The organism is Leuconostoc kimchii IMSNU 11154 (genome assembly GCF_000092505.1).
GTDB classification, from domain to species: Bacteria; Bacillota; Bacilli; order Lactobacillales; family Lactobacillaceae; genus Leuconostoc; species Leuconostoc kimchii.
Genome location: NC_014136.1, coordinates 1,670,988 through 1,689,187, shown reverse-complemented (window position 1 = coordinate 1,689,187; position 18,200 = coordinate 1,670,988). Strand labels below are relative to the sequence as shown.

At 37.2% G+C, this 18,200-nt stretch carries 20 protein-coding genes and 1 pseudogene; 3 read left to right on the top strand and 18 right to left on the bottom strand.

Translation table 11 applies throughout. The annotated features are described in order from the left end of the window. Positions 1-102: 102 nt before the first annotated feature. On the top strand, positions 103-942 hold the full coding sequence (locus LKI_RS09035) for a helix-turn-helix domain-containing protein (RefSeq protein ID WP_041773513.1): 840 nt from the start codon (positions 103-105) through the stop codon (positions 940-942). Between the two features lie 220 nt (positions 943-1,162). Here the strand turns inward: LKI_RS09035 and trmD are convergent, their stop codons facing one another. From trmD to LKI_RS08950, 17 genes and pseudogenes are all read right to left on the bottom strand, one after another. Beyond that, positions 1,163-1,888 (bottom strand): tRNA (guanosine(37)-N1)-methyltransferase TrmD, encoded by a 726-nt coding sequence (gene trmD / locus LKI_RS09030; RefSeq protein ID WP_013103841.1) that lies wholly within the window; start codon positions 1,886-1,888, stop codon positions 1,163-1,165. After that, positions 1,888-2,409 (bottom strand): ribosome maturation factor RimM, encoded by a 522-nt coding sequence (gene rimM, locus LKI_RS09025; protein WP_013103840.1) that lies wholly within the window; start codon positions 2,407-2,409, stop codon positions 1,888-1,890. The genes trmD and rimM overlap by 1 nt, the downstream gene beginning before the upstream one ends. A 26-nt stretch (positions 2,410-2,435) precedes the next feature. Beyond that, positions 2,436-2,930 carry a methylated-DNA--[protein]-cysteine S-methyltransferase gene (locus LKI_RS09020; protein WP_013103839.1) on the bottom strand — a complete coding sequence of 165 codons (495 nt, stop codon included), beginning with the start codon at positions 2,928-2,930 and terminating at the stop codon, positions 2,436-2,438. Between the two features lie 98 nt (positions 2,931-3,028). Beyond that, entirely contained in the window at positions 3,029-4,822 is a 1,794-nt protein-coding gene (locus LKI_RS09015; RefSeq protein WP_013103838.1) for a hypothetical protein, read from the bottom strand. A 184-nt stretch (positions 4,823-5,006) separates the two neighbouring features. Next, positions 5,007-6,935 carry a PTS fructose transporter subunit IIABC gene (locus tag LKI_RS09010; protein ID WP_013103837.1) on the bottom strand — a complete coding sequence of 643 codons (1,929 nt, stop codon included), beginning with the start codon at positions 6,933-6,935 and terminating at the stop codon, positions 5,007-5,009. 8 nt (positions 6,936-6,943) lie between these two features. Next, complete coding sequence (gene pfkB / locus LKI_RS09005; RefSeq protein ID WP_013103836.1) at positions 6,944-7,861, bottom strand: 1-phosphofructokinase; 918 nt, start codon at positions 7,859-7,861, stop codon at positions 6,944-6,946. Next, positions 7,858-8,621 (bottom strand): annotated as a pseudogene (locus LKI_RS09000) (DeoR/GlpR family DNA-binding transcription regulator). Before LKI_RS09000 ends, pfkB begins: the two are co-directional and overlap by 4 nt. Positions 8,622-8,762: 141 nt before the next feature. After that, positions 8,763-9,359, bottom strand: coding sequence for a 5' nucleotidase, NT5C type (locus LKI_RS08995; RefSeq protein ID WP_013103834.1), 597 nt, complete (start codon positions 9,357-9,359; stop codon positions 8,763-8,765). Between the two features lie 137 nt (positions 9,360-9,496). Continuing rightward, positions 9,497-9,784: a PTS sugar transporter subunit IIB gene (locus LKI_RS08990; protein WP_013103833.1), complete on the bottom strand. Its 288-nt coding sequence runs from the start codon at positions 9,782-9,784 to the stop codon at positions 9,497-9,499. Between the two features lie 12 nt (positions 9,785-9,796). Then, the gene (locus LKI_RS08985) at positions 9,797-11,122 is read right to left on the bottom strand and encodes a PTS galactitol transporter subunit IIC (protein WP_013103832.1); all 1,326 of its coding nucleotides are present in this window, start codon (positions 11,120-11,122) and stop codon (positions 9,797-9,799) included. Positions 11,123-11,139: 17 nt separating this feature from the next. Beyond that, complete coding sequence (locus tag LKI_RS08980; RefSeq protein ID WP_013103831.1) at positions 11,140-11,589, bottom strand: PTS sugar transporter subunit IIA; 450 nt, start codon at positions 11,587-11,589, stop codon at positions 11,140-11,142. Beyond that, complete coding sequence (locus LKI_RS08975; protein WP_013103830.1) at positions 11,576-11,956, bottom strand: PTS sugar transporter subunit IIA; 381 nt, start codon at positions 11,954-11,956, stop codon at positions 11,576-11,578. The genes LKI_RS08980 and LKI_RS08975 overlap by 14 nt, the downstream gene beginning before the upstream one ends. Further along, positions 11,949-13,349 carry a BglG family transcription antiterminator gene (locus LKI_RS08970; protein WP_242651966.1) on the bottom strand — a complete coding sequence of 467 codons (1,401 nt, stop codon included), beginning with the start codon at positions 13,347-13,349 and terminating at the stop codon, positions 11,949-11,951. The genes LKI_RS08975 and LKI_RS08970 overlap by 8 nt, the downstream gene beginning before the upstream one ends. A 147-nt stretch (positions 13,350-13,496) precedes the next feature. Next, positions 13,497-13,910, bottom strand: a complete 414-nt coding sequence (gene rpsP / locus LKI_RS08965; protein ID WP_013103828.1) for a 30S ribosomal protein S16 — start codon at positions 13,908-13,910, stop codon at positions 13,497-13,499. A gap of 88 nt (positions 13,911-13,998) precedes the next feature. Beyond that, positions 13,999-15,462, bottom strand: a complete 1,464-nt coding sequence (locus LKI_RS08960; RefSeq protein WP_013103827.1) for a PH domain-containing protein — start codon at positions 15,460-15,462, stop codon at positions 13,999-14,001. After that, positions 15,455-15,946: a PH domain-containing protein gene (locus tag LKI_RS08955; protein ID WP_013103826.1), complete on the bottom strand. Its 492-nt coding sequence runs from the start codon at positions 15,944-15,946 to the stop codon at positions 15,455-15,457. The genes LKI_RS08960 and LKI_RS08955 overlap by 8 nt, the downstream gene beginning before the upstream one ends. A 3-nt stretch (positions 15,947-15,949) precedes the next feature. Further along, positions 15,950-16,153 carry a hypothetical protein gene (locus LKI_RS08950; RefSeq protein ID WP_013103825.1) on the bottom strand — a complete coding sequence of 68 codons (204 nt, stop codon included), beginning with the start codon at positions 16,151-16,153 and terminating at the stop codon, positions 15,950-15,952. A gap of 282 nt (positions 16,154-16,435) precedes the next feature. On the opposite strand from LKI_RS08950, the gene mscL reads away from it, so the two are divergent. Both mscL and LKI_RS08940 read left to right on the top strand, forming a co-directional pair. Continuing rightward, positions 16,436-16,816, top strand: coding sequence for a large-conductance mechanosensitive channel protein MscL (mscL, locus tag LKI_RS08945; protein WP_013975114.1), 381 nt, complete (start codon positions 16,436-16,438; stop codon positions 16,814-16,816). A 97-nt stretch (positions 16,817-16,913) separates the two neighbouring features. Continuing rightward, positions 16,914-17,546, top strand: a complete 633-nt coding sequence (locus LKI_RS08940; RefSeq protein WP_013103823.1) for a deoxynucleoside kinase — start codon at positions 16,914-16,916, stop codon at positions 17,544-17,546. Positions 17,547-17,583: 37 nt separating this feature from the next. On the opposite strand, the gene ruvA is transcribed toward LKI_RS08940, so the two are convergent. Beyond that, the gene (ruvA, locus tag LKI_RS08935) at positions 17,584-18,174 is read right to left on the bottom strand and encodes a Holliday junction branch migration protein RuvA (RefSeq protein ID WP_013103822.1); all 591 of its coding nucleotides are present in this window, start codon (positions 18,172-18,174) and stop codon (positions 17,584-17,586) included. Between the last annotated feature and the right edge of the window lie 26 nt (positions 18,175-18,200).

Here is an 18,200-nt window from a genome sequence, read left to right as displayed (position 1 = left end):
TTTATTCAATATTGATTATCCAATAATGAATAAGTCGAAATTATGCCAAAATGCAGGATAATAATTAATTGTTATATTTTTTACAAACAGAAAGGAAATACTATGCAAAAAGATAGCAATTTCAATTTAATCAGGGAGCGACGCAAGCTAAAAAACATCTCACAAAGTGAGTTGGGCAGAATAATCGGATCCCAAGCTATGGTTTCAAGAATAGAGAGTGGTCAAATATTACCAAATCTTCAAACGATTCATCTTATTTGTAAAGCATTAGACTTAACGATTGAGGAATATTTTTACATGTATTCTAAAGTTGGTACAGACATTACCGACTTTAGAAATGATCTCAATGAAAAATACACATCAACTGATATGACAACTTTAAAACAACGCTATTTAAAAATAAAAGAAAGCAGCACCTTAACACCTAAAAACAAGCATCACCTGCTCATGATTCAGGCAACCATTTATCATGTCACTTTCAAAATGGCCACCGAAGCTGATCAAGCGTCACTTTTAAACTATTTTGATAAAATCATGAGATGGCAACTTTATGATATTTACTTACTAGAATGCACATTAAATATGCTCCATACTGAAAAAATAAAACCTTACATTTCTGATATTTTGACACAATATATGGCACAAGAAAATAAATCAATCAGTCATGAGATCGTAGCGACACTAATGCTCAAATATCTAGAAAGTAGCATTGTTCAAAAAAAAGACGTCATCACTGAGTGGATACTGTCAAAATTGAGTCACTTAAAAATACGAGAAAATTCAAATTTTGATCTATGGCTTTTGTTCTTAACTGCACTATATAAGCAAGATACAGACAAAATTGACCGAGCTTATGTTGTGACAGATTATTTGAACGATCCCTGCCTTAAAAAAAAATTCAATCGTATTCAATCTGCATACACTAAAAATTTGATCAACTGAACGTTTTAGGTAAATTCATTACCTAAATGATAATATACTTATTCATATTATTTTTATTGCGTATATAATAAGTTATAAATGTGAAAGCCCTAAAATATTTAACGATATTTTAGGGCTTTCATATTTATATATATTGATTTTTAAATCATACGTATCATGACATCACCAAAAAATGACAACCAAATGATGGTTGTCATTTTACATAATCAAATCAATATCGTCATTCTTGCTTGACATCGTCTAACAAATCACGCTCTTGTTTGGTTAAATCGCGATTTTCCAGCAAGTCTGGTCGACGTTGCCATGTCCGTCTAAGCGACTCTTTGAGCCGCCATTCAGCTATTTTGGCGTGATTCCCACTCATTAAGACATCAGGCACTTTTCGACCTCTAAAGTCTGCTGGTCTCGTATACTGCGGAAATTCTAATAGATTATCTTGAAAGGAATCTTCCTCAGCACTGACATTATTGCCCAAAACATCGGGTAAAAATCGTGCTGTCGCATCAATAATGACCATCGCACCTAGTTCACCACCAGTCAATACATAATCACCCAATGAGATTTCATCATCGACTAATTCGCGAATACGTTCATCGTACCCCTCATAGTGACCAGCAATAAACGTGACATGTTCTTTTTGCGCCAATTCCTCGGCAACATGATGATCAAATTTTCGACCGGCTGGATCCAGAAGCACAACATGTCCTTTATTGCCTACCTCTTTTTCAACAGCAGACATGGCATCAAAAATAGGCTGTGCCATCAACAACATCCCCGCACCACCACCAAACGGATAGTCATCCACATTGTTATGTTTGTTATCCGTATAGTCGCGAAAATCAGTCACATGAAAATCTAAGGCACCTTTATCGATTGCCTTACCTAAAATTGATTGTTTTAGCGGGGTAAACATATCTGGAAATAAACTCAAAACATCAATACGCATTAATCAAGCAACCCTTCTAACGCATCAATCGTGATTAAATGCTGTTCAACGTCAACATTTTTAACGACATCGTCAATCATTGGAATCAAGGCATCAGGTTGCCCCTCGCGTTTAACAGTCCAAACATCATTAGCTGGTGTTGTCATAATATCAGATACGACACCAATTTCGTGACCATCAAGATCAACGACACGACTATCAATAATTTCGTCATAATAGTATTCGTCGTCATCTAATTCCTGACGCGCTTCACCATAGACGTAGATATCATGCGTCTTATATTTTTCAATATCATTGATATTGGTAATGCCTTCAAATAAAACGAGCCACATGTTTTTATGTAATCGCGAAGACTGCACTTTCATGGGTAAAAAGCCTTGCTTGGTATCAATTTGTAACTCAGCGCCCTTTTTAAAGCGATCTGCTGCAAAATCAGTGATCGCCATAATTTTAACTTCGCCACGGATACCATGTGTGTTGACAATTGTGCCAACTTTAAAATAATTTTCTGTATTTGTCATAGTGTTATTATATCAGATTTTTGTTGTTACTTTGCTAATATCATCTGTTGATCTAATGCTAATATAGCTTGTTTAATCACTGATCCATAACGGAACTTGCCAATACCACCGCTTTTTGGCAAGATACGGTGACACGGATTAATAATTGTCAAAGGATTCTTACCAACAGCTGATGCAACTGCTCGAATGGCTGTCGGATGCTGGGCACGTACAGCTAATTCAGAATACGTCAATGTTTCAGACAATTTCATCTCACGCATGGCTTGCCACACATCACGTTGAAATGGCGTTCCCTTGAGATATGCTGTTTTGAGTTGGGACCAGTCCACAAATTGACCAGCAGCATAACGTTCAAAATAGTGTAATTCTGGTATTTCAGCACGTGTCACTTGTTCATCTGGATAAAAAGAATAAAAATTAGCATAGGCGTCATCAGCTAGGCTAATAAAGACAAGCGCATCTTGACTTTTAAACAGTGTCAATTGTCGGCCTAAAAAAGGCGCTGTGTCATAAGTTATCATTGTGTGTCCCTTTCCAGTGTTTCAGTATGCTCATTATACGTCATTTTTTATATCACTTCTATATAAAAAAAACGGTTATCACAAATAACCGTTTTTTATCATTTCAAATCTTTAATTGTTATATCATCAATCGTAGCTATTTTAGCTTGATCTAATATATTGGCCTTAAAGGATACGTCGTCACCAGTATTTAGGAAAACGACCGTTGGGTTACTATCAGCGTCAATTTTAAAGACAGTTGGCTGACCATCAATCATAAAGTTAACGATGGTTGTTTTACCATCATTGACCAATGCAACACGAGAGACTTTACCAGTAAATGTCTTTTGCGTTTTTGGGTCGGTTGATCGATTGTTAGAACCAGAGTCAGCCAAATCTTTTCGATAATCATCCAAAGATTCCTGAGCATTATCCCCATCAATCACAATATCGTTATCAATGGCGTTAATATAGACATATTTTTTAAAAATACCCTTTGTGTCTAGTAATGAAACCACCCACGTTGGCGTGCCGTCAATGTTATACAAAATTGGCATATGCGCTTGCCACTTCTTTTCAGGGTATATTTTGTCTGCGATACTAATGGCACCATCTGAATCCATGAGACCTGATCGCGTATCACGATAATAAGTTAGGTGACCCGTTCGTGCATCGACTAATGAATAGCCTAATGCTGAATCTTGATCGTTGTTGCCAGATGTAAAGTCGGTAAAGTAAACCAAATGCCCTTTAGAATCAATTAATGGTGTGATTTGACCACCAGAATAAATTCCGTTATCCGTTGGCACTTTGACATCGCGTTTGGCACCGAGTGATGTTTGGTTCCACCAACCCTTTTGGTAACGACCATAAAACTCATTCATTTGATTGGCCGCAGAACTCGTAATCGGTGCATCAATGAACTTTGGTGCTTTATTGGCATCATAAATTTTAACGTCGCCTGTTTGTGCATTAAGCACAGCAGTCTTAAACTCATTAAATTTCATACGACCAGACACACCATATTCTCGGTATAAAGTCTGAACATAGTAAGGAACACCCTGATCATCAATTTCTAAATTCATGCGACCTGTACTAGCATAAGTAGGTGCTTTAGCATAGATTTTTCGAGCGGCATCATCATTGAGATAAGCTGATGTTGTATACTTCAAGCGTTCTTTGACAAACCTAGGCTGCGCATTAACATCTGTTGCGCTAATAATGAAATAGCCTGGCACATATTTATTTTTCAGCCACTTGAAGAAGCCATTAAACTCGACCGTTGCAACATAAACATACTCACCATTAACAGTTTGCGCTGTGATACCATCTAGTTCATACATATTTGAATTTGGAATCACACTAAATTTTTGCTGCATTTTACGTTTGGCAGTATCTGGCGCCAGTGCAATTGGCATGTCTTTGGCTGATGTCAGTAATTCCGCTGAACGCTTTGTTTGCGTGGGAATAGATTCATAAACATTATCAATACTTGTAATTTTTGTGACAAACGCTGTCGCACCAACGATAATCCATAATAAAATTGGTACGATAGCAACAACTGTATAACGTCGCAAAAAATGGCCCTCTTTAGCAGGAACGTTCACATTACGCGCATGTTTATGATTATTTTCTTGGCCCAAATCGCGTATTTTATCTACAGCAGACAAACCAACATTGCCAATAAAATTAATGACTACAGCACCAATAGCTAAAAATAAATTAATATTTAACAACGTCGTCAAATTTTTAGGTGGCATTTGAACATACAGCGCCAGATAAATCACAAGTAGTTCGATCAGTGACGTCAGTAAAAACCACTTGGTTCGGCGACTAATGACCCAAGCAACCACGTTCATCAATAATAACCCAATGCTAAACACAAGGGTCACATTAATAAAATTCAATAACATAAAAACCTCCAAATCATGTGTCGTCACCATAAGATCATTGGCCTTAAGGCGACATCTCTTTATATCATTATAAAGTAACCGCTATCACAAAGATAGTCTACTGGACTAACAACTGATTTTTGTGCATTAAAAAAAGTCTAATCTGTTGAACAACAATTAGACTTTATCTACTGACTGACATTTTTTATACTTTTTTCAATGTGCCGTAAATCAGACCCGAAACCACAGCGCCTGCTGCTATAAAAATAATATAAAGTATAGGAGAACTTGTTAATGCTATGACAAACACACCGCCATGTGGTGCAAGTAATTTAATACCAGTTAAGCCAACCAGACCACCAGATAAAATTGAACCAGCCATGAAACTTGGAATGGCGCGTGCAGGGTCTGCTGCCGCAAATGGAATCGCACCCTCAGTAATAAAGGAAAGTCCCATGACAATGTTTGTCAAACCAGCTTGTCGATCTTGCTGGCTAAACTTGTGTTTGAATAGCAATGTAGCTACAAATATTGCCAAAGGTGGTACCATACCACCTGCCATGACTGCAGCCATAATTGTCGAACCGCCTGTAGACACTGTTGCAGCTAAGGTACTTGTCCCAAAAACATAGGCTGCTTTGTTAATCGGACCACCCATGTCAATCGCCATCATCCCACCTAGAATGGCACCTAGAAGTACTGCATTTGTCCCGTTTAATCCTGATAGGAAGCTATCCAGTCCTGTATTAATGGCAGACATCGGAATATTAACAAATAGCATCGCAAACCCTGTCAATAAAACACCAAAGACTGGGTAAAATAAAATTGATTTAATGCCATCTAATGATTTTGGTAACTTCTGGAAAATTTTCTTGAGCAATAATACGATACCACCAGCCAAGAAGCCACCAACCAATGCGCCTAAGAAACCTGAAGGAATTGGGGCATGGTTAGGATCTAAACCAACGTTATAAAAATTATAACCATTAGCTGACAGTGCACCAGCCACAAATCCGGCAACTAAACCAGGTTTTTCAGCAATCGAGTAAGCAATATAACCTGCTAGCACGGGCAACATAAAGTTAAAGGCGGCGCCACCGATTTGCTTAAATAATGCAGCTATCGGATGATAGGATCCTAATTGCGCTAAAGCACTTTGCGGGACACCTAAACTTTGATCAATTAAGAAAGCCAATGCAATTGCAATACCACCACCAATAACAAACGGTAACATACTTGATACGCCGCTCATCAAATGACGATAAAATGCTTTACCAATTGATTTTGCTTGATTACCATCAGTACGATAATTTTCGTTTGGCTCTTGACTGTGATAAATCGGCGCTGAATCATCTAACGCTGATTTAATCAACTCTTCTGGTTTGCGAATACCATCAGCTACCGGTCGATTAATGAGTGGCTTACCATCAAAACGCGCCATTTCAACTTTTTTGTCAGCAGCAATAATGACACCTTGAGAACGAGCAATTTCCTCATCGGTCAAGCGATTACCGACACCACCGGCACCATTGGTTTCCACTTTAATTTGAATACCTAATTTTTCAGCTTGCTTTTTCAAGGATTCTTCAGCCATATACGTATGTGCAATACCAGTTGTACATGCTGTTACTGCGACTAAATACGGTGCGTCTGCTGCAACCTGATGCGCTGGCGTAACTGCTTCTTCTTGTGCTGTAAACAACGCCACAATGTCGTTTGGTGTCTGTGCTTGTTTTAATTTGTCGGTGAAACCATCTTGCAAGAGATAACGTGATAAACTCGCCAACGCTTCTAGATGTGTATTATTAGCGTTAGCAGGTACAGCAATCATGAACAACAAATGTACCGGTTGTCCATCCATTGCTTGATAGTCAACACCTTTTGTCGACCTACCAAACACAATTGTTGGTAATTTAACAGCTTCATTTTTGGCGTGTGGCATAGCTATACCGTCACCTAAGCCGGTTGTTGTCTGTGCTTCACGTGCTAAAATGCCAGATAGAAACGTCTGTTTGTCCGTAATGCGACCTGCTTTTGACAAACGATCAATCATTTCATTAAAAACAGCTTCTTTTGTAGTCGCCTGTAAATCTAAAATCATTACTTCGGGGATTAATAATTCACTAATTTTCATCATATGCCTCACTTATCTAATGGCGTAATATTAACCTGTTGGTAAATTTCTAAAATTTTTTGTTTTGTTGCAATATCATCACTAAACGCTGTTGCGGTACCACTTGCTACCGCCATCTTAAAGCTTTCCAACGTATCCCCTGTTGCTAACCATGTACCAATAAATCCCGCAATCATTGAGTCACCAGCACCAGCTGAATTTTTAACCTGACCAGTTACTGGTTTGGCAAAATACTGGTCATCAGCTGTAAAAAATACTGCCCCATCGCCTGCAAGTGACACAATGGCGTACTGTGCACCATCATTAATTAATTGTCTACCCCATTTAATCACATCATCTTGCGTGTCTAAGTGCACCTGGTAAAGTTGTGCTAACTCACTACGATTAGGCTTGACTAGCAAGGGGTGACTAGCCAACGCCGACTTCAACTGTTCACCTGTTGTATCAATCACAAATTGCGCGCCCTGTGCCAAGATTTTTACAAGTAACTGTTGATAAATCTCAGGATCCAAACTACGAGGCACACTACCCGATAAAATAACGACATCTTGCTGTGTTAACAGTTCGAATTTTTCTAGAAAATCATTCACCTCTTGATCTGTAATCGCTGGACCTGTCGCATTAATTTCTGTTTCAATTGCTGCTTTGATTTTCAGATTGATGCGTGTTTGTCCCACAATTGGGGTAAATGCTTGTATCAGATGCGTATCAGATAATTTTTTTTGAAGGTAATGACCTGTAAAGCCACCTAAAAATCCTAATGCTGTGTTATTCATCCCTAAATTTCCCAACAAGCGACTCACATTGATTCCCTTACCACCTGGAAAAATTGTTTCAGATTGTGCCCGATTTGTTACCCCAAGCGTTAAATTATCTAATCGCGTCATGTAGTCCAATGATGGATTTAATGTCACTGTATAAATCATAAGCTGCCCTCCGCCTCTAAAACTGTCATTTCATGCTTTAACCGCGTTCTTTGTTCCGACGTTAATTGTGTCGTTACTAGCACAACTTGACCTAAATCAACCGCTTTTGCAAATGATGCTGTACCAATTTTACTCGCATCAGCTAAAACATAACTGAGTTGTGACCGTGCGACAACAGCTCTTTTAATCGCTGCTTCTTCCAAATCTGGTGTCGTCAATCCAAAATCCACTGATAAGCCATCTGCGCCAACAAAGCTGACATCGAAAACCATACTGTTGATTTGCGCTACAGCTGCTGCGCCGATCACTGCATCGGTTGTTTGCTTGACCTGACCGCCAATAATCATGACAGGAATCATGAGGTCAGACAACTTAGCGGCGTGATGAACTGAGTTGGTAACCACAGTCACCGCGGGCTTCTTATCAGCCAAGTAAGCAATCATTTCTCCTGTCGTTGATCCAGCATCTAGAAAAATGATTTCTCCGCCAACCAGTTGTTGCACAGCTCTTTGCGCAATTTTGCGTTTATCTGCTTGATAGATAGGGACGCGTTCGTTAACTGTGAGGTCAGCTCTGTCTGGTTCGACAAACTCAACGCCACCATGTACACGCCGTACGTTGCCACTAGTCATTAAATTTTCAAGGTCTCGTCTAATGGTTGATAATGATGTTTGCGTGACCGCTTTTAATTCTTGTAACGACATAAACTTTTTTTTTGTATCACACGTAATAAACGTTTCTGTCTTTCTTCTACTATCATGATCATCCTCGTTAAATGTAAGCGCTTTCTTTACAAGGACTATAATAACCTTTTTTAAATTTATTTGCAACTTTTTTCTATCATTTTCGTTCAAAAAAAGTCAAATAAAAAGACAGCCAGAATAAACTCGCTGTCTTTTTATCATTCCCAAGCTGCTTTTTCAAAGCTACTGTCACGACTAAAAAGTTCATATGCCGCCTTTTTTGCAACTTGCTCGGCACTGTCACGCAATTTCCCAGAAGTTTGATACGTTTGACCAACTAATTTTAAATAAGACACAAGGTCTTTTGACCAAACTAGTCTTGGATCATAACCATACTGTAACCATAAACTATCCGTACTTGTATCTTGCCATGCGCTGGCACCATGATAAGGTCGATCGTCGATCAAAATACCGCCTACACCATGAGCCAACCCTTTATCATGCGTTAAGGTCACGCGTTTATAAAACGGACTCGATGCCCCATCTCCAAAATATTGTGCCAACCAAACTAATTTATCCTGCCAGGCACTAGCATTTTTCCACGGCGCAGTGGACAGAATATGCAACTCATAAATACCTGACAACTCTTTAACTGCTTCAACGGCGCCTGCCATTGGTGGTAAATGACGAAAAATACCAGGAATCTGATCCGGCTTCGCTACCGTTTGATTAGTCATATCAATACTGTTTAAAATAGGTAGCGTATCAACTAAGACATTATCCATATCTAAAAATAATTTTGGTTTTGTTAACATTTTTTTCTCCATTATGTCCAAAGTCAAAGAAAGCGCTTCCACGTTTGGATAACTTCATTATAACGGATATGTGGCTGATTTACAAAATTACATAGTTCTGTTGAAACATATCAACATATTTCCGCTACCTTTATCATCTAGAGAGCATTTTTTATATGATCAAAAACTGATTGTGTCCCTACACCTGTTAATAATGGTACACCATTGATAACTTTTTCTTTAATATCATTTGGAACAATTGTCGTTGAAACAACAATATCATAATCACCATTACGAATGGCCCCTACTTCGTCAGAAATTTTAGATTGTAAGAATTTGACATTGTCAAGTAACCCTTCTTTTTCAAGATAAGCTTTTATTTTTCCCGTCGCAATTGTTGACGTTGCAATACCTGTTCCACATACAACCATTAAAGACTTTTTCATTTCAATTCTCCTTTATACACGCTTTGCGTGAAATTTATTTAGCCAAATCATCAATCCAAGAACAATCATACCAACAATAGCAATGCCGCCCCATGACAGCATTTTTCCTAATCCGACAATCAACAATGTTGTCCAGGTACCACCATCTGACAAAACTGATATTGATGAAGCGCCATTCATCGAAAAATGGGCAGATTTAGCAGCAATTGTCAACAAGGGTGCTATCCAAGACGCAATCCATAAGGATACGGCAATATCCACAATGCCACCGATAACGATACGGAACACATTGCCACCGAATACAGCGGCCATCACAGCTAACATAAATGGAATGGTTGCTAAATCACCAAATGGTAATACCTTATTCCCCGGTAAAATAACTGCCACTAGCAATGAAACCGGCACTAAAATCAAGGAAGCGGATAATACTGCTTCTTGCCCAACAGCAAGTGCAGAATCCATGCCAACATACAAGTTACGACCAGGAAATTTCTTTTGTACCAATTCATTTGCTGCCTCAGAAATTGGCGATAACCCTTCCATCAACAATGACACCATGCGTGGCATAAGAATTAACACAGCCGATGTTGTAATACCTAAATTCAATATTTTAGTCACATCGTATTGTGCTAAACCACCAATTGCTAAACCAATGATTAATCCCATGACAGCAGAGTCACCGAACACACCCAGACGCTTCTGAATTGTCTCTGGTGTCCAACTAATATTTTTTATACCTGGAATACGATCCAGTAACCAATTAATTGGCAAAACCAATACAAAGCCTGGCGCTGAAGCTCCTTGCTGGAAAGAAATCCCCTCTAACCCATAATGCTTTTGAATCGTTGGTGCTGCCAAGTCTGCCAAAAAATAAATCCACATTGCATGAACAGCCATTGTGGCCAGACCTAAACCAAAATCATCCGTTGCTGCAAAAATCAATGACCCAGTAAAAGCAATGTGCCAGTAATTCCAAAGATCAACATTTAATGTTCTAGTTAACCCTACAATCAACAAGATAACATTTAATAGAACACCAATCGGAATAGCCAAGCTTCCTAAAGTAGTGCCATAAGAAATAGCTGACGCAGCAGGCCAACCTACATCAATAGCATTCAATGATAATCCAAAATTACGTACCATTGCTTGTGCAGCAGGTCCTAAATTATCTGTTAATAAACCAATAACTAAATTCAATCCTGTAAATCCAATACCAACCATTAGAGCCGCTTTGAATGCCTTGCTAACCTTAATTCTTAAAAATAAACCAAATATAAATAATAACATTGGCAAAAATACTGTAGGCCCTGCATTTAACAACCATTTAATAATACCCATTATCATTTGCTCCTCTCTTATGCTATTCCTGCTGAATTCAATGTCGCAATTACCATTTGCGGATCACTTTCTTGTAATAACATTGATACCATTTTTTTGTTTTGAAAAATAGATATCAGCTTTTGCAACATCTCCAATTGTTCGTGTGGTTTTGATAGCGCAAGCATAAAAATTATTTTTACTTGAATTGCTTGTCCATCCCCCATCTGTAAAAATTCAACCGTATTTTGAAGTCTAAGCAAGCCTACTTGGTCACGATTAACATGTTCAGCATCTGTGTGTGGAATCGCAAAGCCAATACTATCAGTTGATAAACCCGTTGGAAAATTTTTTTCGCGTTTTAAAATTGCCATTGGATAAGTTGCTTTTACTGCACCACTTGTTACCAATTCGTTTGCCAAAATGGTCAAAGCCTCTTCTTTAGTTTTTGCTTTAGAATCTAGTATGATAATTTTATCTTCTAACATTTTTCAACGCTCCCTTTACTATTTGGTCCAAATTTTGTTGGCTTTGTATATTTCTCATTTTTTGTAAACCGCTATCATTTAATACTTGACTAAGAATTCGTTTAACGTTTTCAGACGGTATGTTTTTATCGACTACCATTACTAATTCATAATGTGTTTCAAATTTTATCCACATAATCCCCTGGTTCGAAATGTTTTCAATTTCAACATGGGGTAACTTAATATCATATGCAATAGATAAACTACCAAGTTTGTCTCTTTCTACTAATGCTTGTTGTACAGCATGAATATCTAATTTAAATTTTTCTGAAATAACTGCTGCCAAGTTAATGTTCTTTTCTACTTCAACAAATACATATTTATCCATAAATTAATTCCTCAATACGTCGTTTATCCCCTTCATTAAACAAAGCGCTCACTTGAATAACCGGTGAAATGGGTTGATAGGTAATATTCACCGTAGAGATGACTAAATCGATATTTTGGTAGTTATTCATGTTCATTTGATAAGCCTTAGACGATACAATATCTATAATCTCAAAATTAGGAAATGCGTGACGCACCTTAGTTTGTAATAACTGAGCTGTTCCTACACCTGTTGAACACATCAACAAAACGCGCTTATGGTCAGTCACTTCTTCCAAAGCACGTACAACATAAAGTGTCAAAAACCCAATTTCATCATCTGAAATAGTGTATTGTGACCTATCTAATACTAGCCGGATTTGACCAAAAACCTCTCGATAGCTAAACTTAATATCACTTAATAGCGGATTAACAACGGCTATGCCAGATTCAATACGGTGAATCATTGGTCTGACATGTCCTAGCAACCCTTTTTTTAGTGTTTCAAAATTAACATATCGGTCAGTCAATGATAGATTTCGAATCAAAAAATCAACTAATTGATATGCTTCATCATTATTACTATCATCTAACTGTTTGTCATATCGTAACCCTACAAGATAAATTAGTAGATTGTTAATCTCTTGATCTGGAATCTCTTCATGTGAAAATTGACTGATATTCAAAATGATTTGACGTGCCACTTTGGTCAGCATAGTATCATAATGTTGTTGAACAACGTGCGATTCAGTTATTTCATATCTATGCTGACGAACTCTTTCTAATAAAATATATAGATGTGAAAAAATATTAATCGTATATGGCTCTAATATTTGAACATTCAATTTTTGTTCAATTAGCATCATTTGACTACTAATAAAGGTTTGATTTTCAACAGAAATATTTGGAAAAATTTCACTAATATTATCTAGCACGTTTTTAGTTCGCGTATTTTCAAGAAAAAAATAATTTAGTGCCTTGCGGACTTGTACCTCAGTTGCAATAACCGTTACTTCGCCATCTGACCTATTTAGTTGAATGTTGAATTTTTTAAGTTTCTCACCTATTCTGGTCAAGTCTCTTGTCAATGTTGAATCAGATATATAAAATTTATCAATAAATTTTAAACGATTCATATGGTTTGGAAAATGAGTCAATAAACTAACGGACATATCAATTTGCCGCTGTACATCCGCCTTTGTATCTGTAACTAACTTTAAATCTTCTATTAATTTATACCCACGTCCTCTCTGTGATTCAATAATAATTTCGGAAGAATTCAATTTATTGATTGTACGGTAAACTGTTTTAGTTGATACTTTGAATGTTAATGCTATTTTTTTAGCATCAACAAAGCCTACTTGTTGGCCTAAAAACATCAGTATCTGATTCTCAATCGTACGCAATTTATTCACCGCCCTTTCTACATTTTTATTATACGATTTTTTGAAAGCGGTTACTTTTATACATCGTCCATTGTAATGGACAACTAAACATATCAAAAAAAGGGAACCAAACATCATCACATGATGTTTGGTTCCCTTTTATAACAAAATTAACTTTTATACCAAAGCTAACAAATCAGCCTTCTTAGCTGAAGAAGCGTATTCTGTACCTTGGGCATCCAAATAAGCTTTAATTTCAGCAACTGTATTCTTTTCTGTTGGCTTTGCTACTGCAGTTGTTGTCTTGGCAGAAGCTGGCTTCTTACCTGACTTTGTTTCTGCATACTTTGCTAAAATACCAGCATGGCTCAACAAGTTACGAACAGTGTCTGATGGTTGTGCACCATTGCTCAACCATGACAAAATCTTAGCTTCATCCAACTTGATTTCTTCTGGTTGTGAAATTGGGTTGTATGTTCCAACTGTTTCGATGAAACGGCCATCACGAGGTGAACGTGAATCAGCAATAACAACACGGTAGAACGGACGCTTTTTTGCACCCATACGCTTCAAACGGATCTTAACTGACATATTAATGTCCTCCAAATTTCTTTTGTGATTTTCACACTTTAATTTACTTAATAAGTATCTCACTAATCAGTGTACATGTCAAGTACTTTCACTTGACATGTTTTAATATTTCGTCTAACTGATCAATGCTAGACGCCTTAAGATATCGCAATGTGACCCGCTGATATGAATCACCATCACGCACAATAATATGAATATGTTGCGTTTTTTGACGTGCCATAAACCAAGTTTGAGAAATTGAATACCCTTGAATTTTTTCGTAGGGTATAAAGTAAGTTCGTTTTGTATAATTAATCGTCCTTTGTATCATTAAATAATCATCAGTCAAGCTCAGCCCTTGATCTGACATGGCTATATAAGCGCCACCCAAGGTGTACATTAGTAAAATAACAGTTGCAAACAGCAACCACCAAAAACTAAACGTGACTTGTAGAGACATTAAAATCAATTCAAAAGCTACCAATAATAGTAACATGACCATTAAGTCTAACAAAAAGATAAAGCGCAACCTTAAAAATAACGCATGTGAGGCCATCGGTGCTTTGTCTGGTTGCTGAAAGTTGTATTTTGGTAAAAATCTGTGTAATATTTTCGAGCGCTGACGTTCAGTAACGACTGGTATAAGCGTTGTCTGTTTTGTCTGTTCTTCATCCTCTTTCATCGATGAGGCTAATAAAACCTTAACTGATACAAGATGAACTAATCGGCGCAGTAACGTCTGTTCATAATAAACAGCCTGAATACGTGACGTACGTAAATTAACTGCTCTGATGGTCAAAAACCCTCGTTTAATGGCTAGATGCGAACCAACACGTGATATCGTGAATTTAAAATAGTGTCCATATAAACGTAAAAACGACAATATGATAGCAATCATTAGCACGATAAACACTAACAACGCATAAACAGTCATCGTTTGATGATTAAACAAACCATAAAAACGATTTTGAATATTTTGCGGCATCAAATCGTTCATCATTGTTAATCCAGCATAAATAATACCCATCGTCCCCAAACTGCCTAACGATGTTAATGCATACAAAATCAAATCACGGTTATTAATTTGGTAAGTCGCACTAACCTCTGGTTGAACTGCTGCCATTTCAACATCTGATTGTTTTGTCTGTGCTTCCTGACGTCGTGTTTCAATATACTCAATTTGTGACAATGATAAGGCGTTAAATATCAACTTATCATCATTTTTACCGGATGTCTCCACATTGACTTTAAAGACGTTAAAAGGTCGGAAATAAATCGGTTGTGTCCGTGTAATTGTCTGAACTCTTTCAAATGGCATATGCACATGTTTTTTTACAAAAATACCTTGTGACGTTGTTAGTTCATAAGCAGACATATCGTACGTAAAAAAAAACCAATTTAAAAAGCCAAACAACAATGCTAGTAACAAACCAGCACCAAGGATCATGATCCTTGTCGACCATGTGTGTTGACCACCAAAGAAAATAAAAATGATTGGCCAACCAATCATTTTTATACTTGATATGGCATCAGACAAAATAGCAATCCTAGATTGACGCTGACCTTTAATCATCTGTATCAACCTCACGCGCTTGGCGGGCCGCAGCAATCAATTGGTCACGTAGATACTGCGCAACATCTTCGTTAATACCTTCAATTTTAAAGGCATGCGCCGCGGTGACAATAGCTAAATTTTGCAGATGGAAAAATCCAAAGATTGGCCCTTGCCTTGTATCCACGTTTTGAATACGATTCAACGGAATCGTTTCTGAACGGCGCCAAATAAACCCTTTATAAATTGAGACAGCCGATCCATTGACCACATATTTATAAAATCGATAATGATATGGGATAAGAACAGCATCACCAATAATCGCCAACATCACAATGCCAAATAAGCCATTGATTCCTATTGCTACTAGGCCAGACCAATCTAATTTAAAAACAAGATTGACAATCAGTCCAATAACAAAAACAATCAATAAGGCGCTGATATCAACAACTAGCCAAGCCGCTTTCACACGTTTTGGTAAACTCTGTGCATTTTCTGGGATCATGATTTAATTCTCATCTGGTTGTTGCCGCATGGCATTAATTTCTTCACTTAAAACAATCAAATTGTCCAAAGCGCGTCGTGCTAGTCGTGAATCATGTGCACGATTCGCATCATTTGTAATACCACCCAATGTATGTGGCGTATTAATATCATTAATAATGGCAATCAACTGCTCATGCCAAGCCGACCACTGTTCTTTTTCAGTCATAATTTTCCTCCAAACAATTATATTTATTTTATCATGAGACCAATTTAATTTCATGAAAAGAATCAGTGTTTTTAATAAACAATGTTTTTGCTACTTTATGACGACATTTCCAACAGCTTGCAAGTATGATTCATATCAAAATGGCAGCAATAATATGATATTAATAGCAATTTTCTCTAATAGGCTGGTAATTTTTTTCCATTTTGAGTAAAATGGATAATAGAGAAAACGAAAGGAATAAACATACATTTTCATGAAACTTGTATGTTAACACATAAAATTATGCTCTCAGAATTCAAAACATTTATCATGCGCGGTAACGTACTTGATTTAGCCGTCGGTGTTATTATTGGTGGTGCTTTTACAGGATTAGTTAAATCATTAACCAACAACTTAATCGGTCCAATCTTGACATTCTTCACTGGTGGTACATCTGATTTAGCCAATTTAGAATTAGTCATCACAAAACAATTAACATTTAAGTATGGTGCCTTTTTAAACGATCTGATTAACTTCTTAATTACAGCCTTTGTGGTCTTTATTTTAATCAAAGTAGTCAACCGCCTCTTCCGTACAAATAAGTCAGAAGAAGTGGCAGTTAACCCTGAATTAGAAATTCTTTCTGATATTCGTGATCTATTAGAAACTCAGAAAAAAGCTTAATGTTCGCTTTTTGCAATCAATCCGTCCAATAACTGACCTTGTTATTTGGACGGATTTTTTGTATAGTTAATGAGTTATTAAATTATTGGAGGTCGTCATGGTGATTATCACGGCAGGTATGATTGGTGTTGGCAAAACAACGTTAACTGGATTGATTGCAGAACATTTTGGCACAAAAGCATTTTACGAACCGGTGGGTGATAATCCTGTGCTCCCACTTTATTATTCTGATCCGAAACAATATGGCTTTCTTTTGCAAATATACTTTCTTAATCGACGCTTTGATATGATTAAGAAAGCGTTAGCAGACGACAACAATGTCTTAGATCGTTCAATATATGAAGATGCACTATTTACATCTGAAAATCATAAAGACGGCAACATTACTGATGCTGAGATGTCAGTCTACACACAATTACTCGACAATATGATGTCTGAGCTACAAAAATTGCCAAAAAAGGCGCCTGATTTGCTCGTCTATGCTGAAACGGATTTTGAAACGATTCTATATCGCATCAAGAAACGCGGCCGTGACTATGAACAATTCGATGATAACGACGAATTACGCCAATATTATTTCAGAATTTGGTCGGCTTATCGTGATTGGTTTGATGCCTACGATGCTTCACCAAAATTAAAAATCGACTTACAAACATACGACTTAGAAAAAGAAGAAAATCAAGATATTATCCTGCAACAAATTGAAGATGAATTAAAATTGATCCGGTAAACTAAAAAAATTCACGATATAATTATCGTGAATTTTTTTAGTTTACCAATAACTTTAGTGCTGAACGAATATAACCGTCTGTCGTATCTTGTTGACTGGCTAACGTTTTCTCCAGCTTAGCCACTTCTTTTGCACTATAGCCCAACGACTCTAGCGCTTCCAACGCATCTGACAATGCTTGATTAGTATTTTGTTCCCTTGTTGGTCCCTGGACACCAGCTGATATTGCCAAATCATCCAACTTACCCTTTAGGTCTAAAACAATTTGTTGCGCTGTTTTTTTACCAACACCCGGGAATTGCGTCAAATAACTTGCATCATCATTGGCTACCGCATTGACTAAACCTGTTGCATCATCACTAGCAAGAATTGCTAGCGCGCTTTTGGGTCCAATCCCCGAGACATTAAGTAATTTATTAAATAATATTTTTTCATTTTCATCAATAAAGCCGTACATGGCAATATCATTTTCACGTACAATTTGCTCAACATATACATGAGATTCAACATTTTGTTCAAAACGATAAGGATTAGCTGCAAATAGTTTATACCCCACACCACTGCGATCGCAGATAACTAAGTAAGCTGGATAAATATTCGTAATTAAGCCATTAATATATTCATACACTTGTTTGTCCCCCTTGAATTCAATGT